Below are 10,141 nucleotides of genomic sequence, written 5' to 3' on the forward strand. Positions count from 1 at the left end.
GAGACGGCGCGCAACCCCGTTGTGGCGCCCCCCCCCCCCCCCCCCCCCCCCCCCCCCCCCCCCCCCCCCCCCCCCCCCCCCCCCCCCCCCACTCCCATGACCGTCCAAATGCCGCCTGTATACCGGCACTTGGCGCCCGCTTTACCTCCTGCCCGGTCAGTCGCATTCACTCCCCATGGCCCTGTTGACGGACGACACCCGTCTGACACATGCTCGTTACATAGGTGCTCGATACATATGACCCTGGGTGCCCGGCCGATGACCCCTGTTCGGGATCCGGCCGATCCCCCCTACGCACCCGGCCCGGGGTCGGATTCGGAGGAGCAGCATGTGCGGAATCGCCGGATGGGTCGCCTACCAGCGTGACCTGCGGTCCGAACAGGACACCGTCGACGCCATGACCCAGACCATGTCCTGCCGCGGTCCGGACGACGCCGGGACCTGGGTGCAGGGCCCGGCGGCCCTCGGCCACCGCCGGCTCGCCATCATCGACCTGCCGGGCGGCCGCCAGCCGATGACCGTCGACACCCCCGACGGGCCGGTCGCGATGGTCTACTCCGGAGAGGCGTACAACTTCTCCGAACTGCGCAAGGAACTTGCCGCGCGCGGCCACCGCTTCACCACCGACTCCGACACCGAGGTCGTCCTGCACGGCTACCTGGAGTGGGGCGAGGCCGTCGCCGAACGCCTCAACGGCATGTACGCCTTCGCCATCTGGGACAGCCGCGAGCAGAAACTCGTGATGATCCGCGACCGGATGGGCATCAAGCCCTTCTACTACTACGCCACCGACGACGGCGTGCTCTTCGGCTCCGAGCCCAAGGCCATCCTCGCCAATCCGCAGGTGCGCCCCACCGTGACACTGGACGGCCTGCGCGAGCTGTTCGCCTTCGTCAAGACCCCCGGCCACGCCGTGTACGAGGGCATGCGCGAGGTCGAGCCCGGCACGGTCGTCACGCTGACCAAGAACGGCCTGCGCACCCGCGTCTACTGGACGCTGGAGACCAAGCAGCACACCGACGACCAGGAGACCTCGATCGCCCACGTGCGGTCGCTGCTGGACGACATCGTGCGCCGCCAGCTCGTCGCCGACGTGCCCCGCTGCACGCTGCTCTCCGGCGGCCTGGACTCCTCCGCGATGACCGCGCTGGCCGCCCAGCAGCTGGCCGCCGAGGACAAGACGGTCCGCAGCTTCGCGGTCGACTTCGTGGGCCAGACCGAGAACTTCACCCCGGACGCGCTGCGCGACACCCCGGACACCCCCTTCGTGCACGACGTGGCGCGCGCCTCGAAGACCGAGCACCAGGACATCGTCCTGGACTCCGACCAGCTCGCCGACCCCGAAGTGCGCTCCAAGATGATCCGCGCCCGGGACATGCCGATGGGCCTGGGCGACATGGACGCCTCGCTGTACCTGCTGTTCAAGGCGATCCGCGAGCACTCGACGGTGGCGCTGTCCGGCGAGTCGGCGGACGAGGTCTTCGGCGGGTACAAGCAGTTCTTCGACCCCAAGGCGCGCGAGGCCGACACCTTCCCCTGGCTGGTGCAGTTCGCCGAGCACTTCGGCGACGACGGCAACATCCTCACCGAGGGCGTCACCAAGGCGATGGACCTGGGCAGTTACGTCCAGGACAGCTACGACACGGCCGTCGCGGACATCCAGCGGCTCGACGGCGAGAGCGACTTCGAGTACCGCATGCGCAGGATCTGCTACCTGCACCTGACCCGGTTCGTCCGCGTCCTGCTGGACCGCAAGGACCGGGCCAGCATGGCCGTCGGCCTGGAGGTGCGGGTGCCGTTCTGCGACCACCGGCTCGTGGAGTACGTCTACAACACCCCGTGGAGCCTGAAGTCGTTCGACGGCCGGGAGAAGAGCCTGCTGCGCGAGGCCACCGCCGACGTGCTGCCCACGTCGGTCTACGACCGGGTGAAGAGCCCGTACCCCTCCACGCAGGACCCGAAGTACGCCGTCGCGCTCCAGGGCCACATCAAGGACCTGCTCGCCAAGCCCTCGCACCCGGTGTTCGACCTGGTCAGCCGCGACTGGCTGCGGCGCGCCGTCAAGGTCGACGTCCCGCAGATCACCCAGGCATCGCGGCGCGGCCTCGAACGCACCCTGGACCTGGCCCTCTGGATGGACATGTACTCGCCGACCATTACACTCTCTTGACCTGATCGAGGCAGGTCGATGGACGACAGACGGGTGGACGGTGGCGTGACGGTCGGCGAGGAGACGGCGCCGAGCGCGGTCGGTGAAGAGGCCGCGCTGGAGCTGGTCGTGACCCTGCACCGGCTGCTGCGCAGCCTGGGCAGGGCCGTCCCCGGCCGCCGCGTCCCGCCCACCCAGCTCATCGTCCTCGCCCTGCTCACCCAGCTCGGCCCGTCCCGCATCGGCGTACTGGCCGACCGCATCCCCTGCTCGCAGCCGACGGCCACGGCCGCGGTGGCGAGCCTGGAGTCGGCGGGGCTGGTCCGCAGGGAGCCGGACCCGACCGACGGGCGCGCGGCACGCGTGGTCGTCACCGAGGACGGCGTCCGCGCGCTGAACGACGTGGCACACAGTGAGGCCGAGGCGCTCGCCGGGCGCCTCGGCACGCTGCCTCCGGAGGACGTGCGCCGGGTACTGGAGGCGGGCGCCCTGCTGCGCCGGCTGACGGAGCCGGACCACGGGGCTGCCGACGGATCTCCGGCAGCCCCCTAATACCCCTTCGGCGGGCTGCCCGAATGGGCCTGCTGCACGCGGGAGATGTCGCCGTACTGCGCCTTGATGTAATTCACGGCCGCCGCGCAATTCGCCACCGGGTCATTGATGTCCCATGCCGTACCGGGCTGATGGTGCGCCCGGAACGTTCCCATGGTCGTCTGGAAAAGCCCCCGGGACGGCTCGCCCGCCACCGCGTTGGCGTCCCATCCGTTGAATGCGTGGGGATCGAATCCGGATTCCCTGCGGGCGATCGTCCACAGCCCGGCGTACCAGTATTCGGGTGATCCGGTGACTCGCAGACACGAGCGGATCCACCCGGCCGGCCCTGTCGCCTCGACCCGCTCCCTGGCCTCGGCGCGCTTCCTGGCCGCCTCGCGCCGCTGCTCTTCCAGCGCCGCGGACCGGGCCTCCGAGCTGGCCCGGGAGGCCCGCGCAGCGGCCTCGAAGCGCTGCTCCGTCAGCCCCGCCGCGACGAACGTGGCGGCCTGCCCCTCCAGCCCGGCCGAGGAGACCCGGACCTTCCCGCCGGACGCGGCAGGCGCCCGGTGACCCACCCTGGCCGCCGCCGGCCGGGCATCACCGCCGTACAGCGCGGCTTCTTCCGTGTGCGTCCCGGCCTCACCGGGGCGCATATCCGCCATTCCACTGAACACGATCGCGGCAGGAATTATCAGGACGAGGACAGAGGAAAGGGCGGTGGCTGCAGTCCTGGCCACGTGCATGGGAAATCATCGCCTTCCCGTCGAGCCGCCGGCTCACTTGGAAGGCGTCCTATCAGCCGGAATCAAGACCCGCCGAGCACCCGGCCGGGACCGGCGGTCCGAGCGGAATGACGATATCTTCGAAGTTTTGCGATACGAGTCGGGGCCCGGGCGGTGGGAGGAGTCTCGCGGGGCTATCGTGGCCCCATGTCCGCCCCTGAGCTGATCCGTATCGTCTCCCGCTCCTCCCCCATGGCCCTGGCCCAGGTCGAGCGCGTCCGTACCGAACTCGCCGCGCTGCACCCGGGCATCGCCACCGAGGTCATCCCCGTGACCACGACCGGTGACCGCTGGATGGGTGACCTCTCCGCGGTCGAGGGCAAGGGCGCGTTCACCAAGGAGGTCGACGCGGCGCTGCTGTCCGGGGAAGCGGACCTCGCCGTGCACTGCGTCAAGGACATCCCCGCCGACCGTCCGCTGCCCGCCGGCACGACGTTCGCCGCGTTCCTCAAGCGCGACGACGTGCGGGACGCGCTCATCCACCCCGGCGGGCTCACCCTCGACGAGCTCCCCGCCGGCACCCGTATCGGCACCTCCTCCGTACGCCGCCGCGCCCAGCTCGCCGCGTCGCACCCGCAGCTGGAGACGGTGCCGATGCGCGGCAACGCCAACCGGCGGATGGAGAAGCTGCACGCCGGGGAGGCCGACGCGCTGCTCCTCGCGGTGTCCGGGCTGCACCGCATCGGCCGCCCCGACGTGATCACCGAGGTGCTGTCCGTCGACACGATGTGCCCGCCGATCGGCGCCGGAGTACTGGCCCTGCAGTGCCGCGAGGACGACACCGCCACCATCGACGCGGTCTCCGGGCTCGGCGACCCGGACACCTACCGGGAGACGCAGGCCGAGCGGATGTTCCTGCACGTGCTCCAGGGGCACTGCAACTCCCCCATCGCCGGGTACGCGAGGTCCGGGCGCGGGGCCGGCGACCTGTCGCTGCGGGCCTGCGTGTTCACCCCCGACGGCAAGACGATCCTCAACGCGCACGAGTGGGCGGGCCGGCTCGACCCCGCCACCCTCGGCACCTCCGTCGCCGTCGCCCTGCTCCGCCAGGGCGCCCGCGAACTGATCGACGGCATCCCGCACTGAGGCACGGCGCCAAGGCCGGGGCCGGGGCCCGAGCCGCCCCGGTCACGGTCGGCGGTGCGTGCCCCGCGCGCTCGTCAGGATGCGGTGGACCAGGCGGGCACCGGTACGCGCCGTGCGGTGATCGAGGTCCAGATCCGGATTGAGTTCGGCGACATCGCAGACGGCCAGCTGTCCGCTCGCCGCGACCTTGGCGCAGACGTGTTCCACGACCTCCAGCGGCACTCCGTACGCGGCCGGCGCGCTGACCCCCGGCGCCACGGCGGCGGGCAGCACGTCCAGGTCGATGCTGAGGTGCACGAGGTCGCAGCTCGCGAGGAAGTCGTCCACGAAGGCGTCGACGCGGTGCACGTTCAGCAGGCCGCAGTCGGTGTCGGGGAGGTAGCGGACGCCGAGCCGGTCGGCGGTGCGGTACAGCCGCTCGGTGTTGCTCGGCGCGCTCACCCCGAGCACCCAGTAGTTCGGTTCCGCGCCCCGGGCCGCCTCGTCCCCGGCCATCTGCAGGAACGGCGTGCCGGAGCTGGGCCGGACGTCGTCGCGCAGGTCGAAGTGCGCGTCGAGGTTGAGCACGCCGAGCCGGGCGCCGGCGCGCAGCGCGCGGCTGCCGGCGAGGCCCAGGTAACTGCCGTACGCCACTTCGTGTCCGCCGCCGAGCACGGTCACCGGGCGGCCCCGGTCGAGGAGGGCGGTGACGGCGCGGCCCAGCCGCCGCTGGCCGGCCGCCAGGTCGCCGTCGCCGACCTCGATGTCCCCGGCGTCCAGCGCCCGCAGCGGCGTCTGCAGCGCCATCGGGGCGAGCGCGCGGCGCAGCTCTCCGGGGCCGTCGGCCGCGCCCGGCCGCCCCTTGTTGCGGCGCACGCCCTCATCGCTCCGGAAGCCGACGAAGGCGGCGTCCCAGTGACCGTCCCGGCCCCGGTCCGGCCCGGCGTCCGAGTACGGCGTCACCGCGTGGTGCCAGCGCAGGTGCTCGATGCCGGGCCCGTCGTCACGGCCGGTCCAGGGCCCGGCGGGTGCGTCCACGGTCACGGCCGCTTCCTGGTCCTGCCGCTGCTCCAGGTCGGTGGCCTGCGCGGCCTGCTGCACGGTGCTCGTCACGGTTCCTCAGCTCCTCGGTGGTCCGCTGCCATCACACCCGGGTACCGGCGTACGGGCCAGCGCGGACGCCCCGGTTCCTCGGATCCGAGACCCACTAGGATTCCGGTGCCCGCGTCACCCGCGAGAAGCGTGTGACCACGAGTGCGAGGGACGGTGAACGGCTTGGCCGAGGAGGCTGCTGACCTCGCGCGGCGGTACCACGCGCAGGCGTCCGGCGCCGCTCCCGCGTACCAGCGCGTGAAGGACCTCGTCACCGAGCAGATCATGAGCGGCCGGTGGCGGGAGGGCGACGCGCTCCCCTCGGAGAGCCGGTTCGTGGAGTCGCTGGGGCTGTCCCGGATGACGGTGAACCGCGCGCTGCGGGAGCTGGCGGGCCAGGGCCTGATCCGCCGGGTGATGGGCGTGGGCAGCTTCGTGGCGCTGCACAAGGGCAGTTCGGCGCTGGTCGAGGTGCACAACATCGCCGACGAGGTGCGCCGCCGCGGACACCGGTACCGCGCCGAGGTGCTGTACGTACGGGCGGAGACCGCCGATCCGGAGGTCGCCGCGCAGTTCGGCCCGGGCGCCGGGCGCCGGGTCTTCCGGTCGCGGGTGGTGCACTTCGAGGACGACGTGGCGATCCAGCTGGAGGACCGGTACGTCCACCCGGAGTTCGCGCCCGGCTATCTGGAGCAGGACTTCACCCGGCGGACCCCGTTCACGTTCCTGTCCGAGGTGGCGCCGCTGGGCAGGGGCGAGCACGTGGTGGAGGCGGTGCTGCCGTCGGCGGAGGAGTGCGCCGTCCTCGGCGTCCCCGAGTCCGAACCGTGCCTGCTCATCCACCGGCGCACCTGGTCGGGCGAGGCGCTGGTCAGCATCGCGCGGCTGCTGCACCCGGGGTCCCGGTACCGGCTGCAGGGCACGTTCGACAACCGCTGACCGACCGGCCCTACGGCTGTCGCGTCGGGGCGCGGCCCGAGACCGCGTGCGTGAGGCGGGCCGCGCCCTTGCGCAGCAGGTCGCGCACGTACGCCTCGTCGCGCGGCCGGTGGTGGCGGTACCAGGTGCTGCTCAGGGCCGCGACCGGCCGCCCGTGGTGGTCGAACGCCGCCACCCCGACCGACCGGAAGCCCGCCGAGACCAGCTCGGTCTCCTCCGACCAGCCGCGCGCCCGGTCCCGGGCCAGCAGGTCGCGCAGCTCGCCCAGCGACCGCGGGCCCTTGCCGGTACGGGTGATGAGGTCGCCGGGGCGCGGGAAGAGCGCCTTGAGCTGCGCCTCGCCGACGTGCGCGAGGAGCGCCCGGCCGCTGGCCGTGAGGTGCGCCGGGAGCCGGACGCCGACCTCGGTGACCAGTGGCACCGCCGCGGCGCCCGAACGCACCGCCGCGGGCTGCTCCTTGAGCAGGTACACGGTCTCCGCGCCGTGCAGCACGCCCAGGTGCACCGGCTGCGCGAGGCGGCCCGCGAGGGTGCGCAGGATCGGCCGCGCGAGCCGTTCCAGCGGCTCGTGCCGCAGATAGGCGGAGCCGATCTCGAAGGCGGCGACGCCCAGCCCGTACGCCTGCTCGTCCGGGAGGTAGGTGATGAAGCCGCGCCCGGCCAGCACGGTGAGGATGTGGTAAGCCGAGGAGCGCGGGATGCCGAGGTCGCGGGCGAGTGTCGCGGCCCGCACCGGGCCCGAGCGGCCCGCGAGGTGGGTGAGGATGTCCAGCGCCCGCCCGACGGCCGGCGAGGTGCTGGACGCGGCCGCCGCCGTACCGGGCATACCGGATTCCCGCCGCTCCGTCATCTGCACATCTCCCGGAACACCCCTTGACCGTCCTGTCTATACAGGCATATACAGACGGCTGCTTCTGCGCTCGTGCGAGCGGCGACACGCGCCGCCCCGGCCGGCCGAGCACCCATGTCACACGTCAGGGACGGACGTGCTGTTCCCGAAGGAGGGGGCATCTTTTGACTACCGACACTTCTCAGAACACCGACAAGACGGCGACCGATACGGCGGCCGGCGACGCGGCGGCCACCGGCACCGCGACCTTGCACCGCGGGCTGAGGGCCCGCCACATCCGGTTCATCGCCCTCGGATCGGCCATCGGCACCGGCCTGTTCTACGGTTCCTCCGAGGCCATCCAGGCCGGCGGCCCGGCGGTACTGCTGGCCTATCTGATCGGCGGCGCGGCCGTCTTCCTCGTACTGCGCTCGCTCGGCGAGATGGCGGTCAACAACCCCTGCGCCGGCTCCTTCGGCGAGTACGCCACCCGGTATCTCGGCCCGCTCGCGGGCTTCACGACCGGCTGGACCTATGCCTTCGAAATGGTCATCGTCTGTATTGCCGACATCACCGCGCTCGGCGTCTACATGGGATTCTGGTTCCCCGACGTACCGCGCTGGATCTGGCTGCTCGCCGCGATCGCCGTCATCGGCGTGCTGAACCTCTTCAACGTCAAGGTCTTCGGTGAGCTGGAATTCTGGCTCTCGCTGGTGAAGATCGTGGCTATCGGCGCGATGATCCTGGCGGGCCTCGCCATTCTCGTACTGGGCGTCGGCGGCGGTGGCGACGGCATGCATATCGGTGTGTCCAACCTCTGGAGCCACGGCGGTTTCTTCGCCCACGGCTTCCAGGGATTCATCCTGTCGTTCGCGGTCGTGATGTTCGCCTTCGGCGGCACGGAAATCATCGGCGTCACGGCGGGCGAGGCGGAGGACCCGGGGAAGACGATCCCGGGTGCGGTGAATTCCATTCCGCTGCGCATCGTGCTCTTCTACGTGCTGACCCTCGCCGTCATCATGTCGCTGAATCCGTGGCAGGAAATCGGCTCGGACGCCAGCCCGTTCGTGCAGATCTTCGCCGGTCTCGGCATCAAGTCCGCGGCGGCCGTGCTGAACGTCGTCGTGGTGATCGCCGCGCTCTCCGCGATCAACAGCGACATCTTCGCCGCCGGCCGCATCATGTACGGCATGGCCGAACGCGGCCAGGCCCCGGCGGTCATGCGGCGGCTCTCGCGCAGCGGCGTGCCGGCCATGACCGTCGGCATCATGATCGGTTCGCTGCTGCTCGGCGTGGTGCTGAACTACCTGATGCCCGACCGCATTTTCCTCATCATTTCCTCCATCGCCACCTTCGCCACCGTCTGGGTCTGGCTGATGATTCTCGCGACGCAGTACGCGGCCCGCCGGAAGATGTCGCGCGAGGAAGTGGCCGCGCTCGCCTTCCGCGTCCCGTTCTGGCCGTACGGGCAAATCATCGCCATGGTGTTCATGGCGGCCGTGATGGTGCTGCTCGCCTTTTCCGCGAGCACCCGGATCGCCCTGATCGTCGGAGCCGTCTGGCTGGTTCTGCTGTCGGTGGTTCATTTCCTCTGGGTCCGTCCGCGTTCCCGTTCCACGGCCTGACCGGGTACGGAACGAGCGGGGCCGCCGACGTCATTGGCGGCGGCCCCGCTCGGCTCATGCGCGCGTGTTACGCGCCGTCGCCCTCCCGCATGGGAACGCGGACGCCGCGCTCGGCGGCGACGGATTCGGCGATGTCGTATCCGGCGTCCACGTGCCGGATGACGCCCATGCCGGGGTCGTTGGTCAGCACGCGGCGGACCTTCTCGCCCGCCAGCTTCGTGCCGTCGGCCACCGACACCTGGCCCGCGTGGATGGAGCGGCCCATGCCGACCCCGCCACCGTGGTGCAGGGAGACCCAGGACGCACCGGAGGCCACATTCACCATGGCGTTCAGCAGCGGCCAGTCCGCGATCGCGTCCGAGCCGTCCAGCATCGCCTCGGTCTCCCGGTAGGGGGAGGCCACCGAGCCGCAGTCCAGGTGATCCCGGCCGATCGCCAGCGGCGCCTGCAGCGTGCCGTCAGCCACCATCTCGTTGAAGCGCTCGCCCGCCTTGTCGCGCTCGCCGTAACCCAGCCAGCAGATCCGGGCCGGCAGACCCTGGAAGTGGACGCGCTCGCCCGCCATCTTGATCCAGCGGTGCAGCGACTCGTTCTCCGGGAACAGGTCCAGGATCGCCTTGTCCGTCTTGTGGATGTCCGAGGCCTCACCCGACAGGGCCGCCCAGCGGAAGGGGCCCTTGCCCTCACAGAACAGCGGGCGGATGTAGGCCGGGACGAAGCCGGGGAAGGCGAACGCCCGGTCATAGCCCGCGAGCTGGGCCTCGCCGCGGATGGAGTTGCCGTAGTCGAAAACCTCCGCGCCCGCGTCCATGAAGCCGACCATCGCCTCGACGTGCTTGGCCATGGACTCGCGGGCGCGGGTGGTGAACCCGGCCGGGTCCTTGGACGCAGCCGCCGCCATGTCCTCGAAGTCCACGCCCACCGGCAGATACGCCAGCGGATCGTGCGCCGAGGTCTGGTCGGTGACGATGTCGATCGGCGCACCCTCGGCCAGCATCCGCGGCAGCAGCTCCGCCGCGTTGCCCAGCAGCCCGATGGACAGCGGCCTGCGCTGATCACGCGCCTCGGTAGCCAGCTGCAGCGCGTGCTCCAGACTGTCGGCGCGCACGTCCAGGTAGCGGTGCTC

The 10,141-nt window shown here is 71.4% G+C and carries 9 protein-coding genes; 5 read left to right on the forward strand and 4 right to left on the reverse strand.

The features are described from left to right. Positions 1-328: 328 nt before the first annotated feature. Together asnB and ACZ4MH_RS33905 are read left to right on the forward strand one after the other, a co-directional pair. Positions 329-2,170, forward strand: coding sequence for an asparagine synthase (glutamine-hydrolyzing) (gene asnB, locus ACZ4MH_RS33900; RefSeq protein ID WP_351600948.1), 1,842 nt, complete (start codon positions 329-331; stop codon positions 2,168-2,170). Between the two features lie 18 nt (positions 2,171-2,188). After that, on the forward strand, positions 2,189-2,701 hold the full coding sequence (locus ACZ4MH_RS33905; protein ID WP_351600945.1) for a MarR family winged helix-turn-helix transcriptional regulator: 513 nt from the start codon (positions 2,189-2,191) through the stop codon (positions 2,699-2,701). Here the strand turns inward: ACZ4MH_RS33905 and ACZ4MH_RS33910 are convergent. Beyond that, entirely contained in the window at positions 2,698-3,336 is a 639-nt protein-coding gene (locus ACZ4MH_RS33910) for a transglycosylase SLT domain-containing protein (RefSeq protein ID WP_467754853.1), read from the reverse strand. The genes ACZ4MH_RS33905 and ACZ4MH_RS33910 overlap by 4 nt on opposite strands. A gap of 276 nt (positions 3,337-3,612) precedes the next feature. On the opposite strand from ACZ4MH_RS33910, the gene hemC reads away from it, so the two are divergent. Continuing rightward, complete coding sequence (hemC, locus tag ACZ4MH_RS33915; protein ID WP_351600939.1) at positions 3,613-4,551, forward strand: hydroxymethylbilane synthase; 939 nt, start codon at positions 3,613-3,615, stop codon at positions 4,549-4,551. 42 nt (positions 4,552-4,593) lie between these two features. On the opposite strand, the gene hutG is transcribed toward hemC, so the two are convergent. Then, positions 4,594-5,643, reverse strand: coding sequence for a formimidoylglutamase (gene hutG / locus ACZ4MH_RS33920; RefSeq protein ID WP_351600935.1), 1,050 nt, complete (start codon positions 5,641-5,643; stop codon positions 4,594-4,596). Between the two features lie 162 nt (positions 5,644-5,805). Here hutG and hutC point away from each other — a divergent pair, with 162 nt between their 5' ends. Beyond that, positions 5,806-6,561 (forward strand): histidine utilization repressor, encoded by a 756-nt coding sequence (gene hutC, locus ACZ4MH_RS33925; protein ID WP_351600932.1) that lies wholly within the window; start codon positions 5,806-5,808, stop codon positions 6,559-6,561. A gap of 10 nt (positions 6,562-6,571) precedes the next feature. Here the strand turns inward: hutC and ACZ4MH_RS33930 are convergent, their stop codons facing one another. After that, positions 6,572-7,411: an IclR family transcriptional regulator gene (locus tag ACZ4MH_RS33930; protein WP_351600929.1), complete on the reverse strand. Its 840-nt coding sequence runs from the start codon at positions 7,409-7,411 to the stop codon at positions 6,572-6,574. 164 nt (positions 7,412-7,575) lie between these two features. Here ACZ4MH_RS33930 and ACZ4MH_RS33935 point away from each other — a divergent pair, with 164 nt between their 5' ends. Beyond that, a complete protein-coding gene (locus ACZ4MH_RS33935) occupies positions 7,576-9,015 on the forward strand; it encodes an amino acid permease (RefSeq protein WP_467754854.1) in 1,440 nt (479 codons plus the stop codon). Positions 9,016-9,082: 67 nt separating this feature from the next. Here ACZ4MH_RS33935 and hutU read toward each other — a convergent pair. Further along, a partial coding sequence (gene hutU / locus ACZ4MH_RS33940) for a urocanate hydratase (protein WP_351600923.1) occupies positions 9,083-10,141 on the reverse strand: 1,059 nt, incomplete at its 5' end.

Source organism: Streptomyces sp. NPDC026301 (assembly GCF_055567935.1).

Bases quoted from the DNA above. Each gene is read 5' to 3' on its own strand.
- asnB (WP_351600948.1), top strand. From the start codon at position 329: ATGTGCGGAATCGCCGGATGGGTCGCCTACCAGCGTGACCTGCGGTCC.
- ACZ4MH_RS33905 (WP_351600945.1), top strand. From the start codon at position 2,189: ATGGACGACAGACGGGTGGACGGTGGCGTGACGGTCGGCGAGGAGACG.
- ACZ4MH_RS33910 (WP_467754853.1), bottom strand. From the start codon at position 3,336: ATGCGCCCCGGTGAGGCCGGGACGCACACGGAAGAAGCCGCGCTGTAC.
- hemC (WP_351600939.1), top strand. From the start codon at position 3,613: ATGTCCGCCCCTGAGCTGATCCGTATCGTCTCCCGCTCCTCCCCCATG.
- ACZ4MH_RS33930 (WP_351600929.1), bottom strand. From the start codon at position 7,411: ATGACGGAGCGGCGGGAATCCGGTATGCCCGGTACGGCGGCGGCCGCG.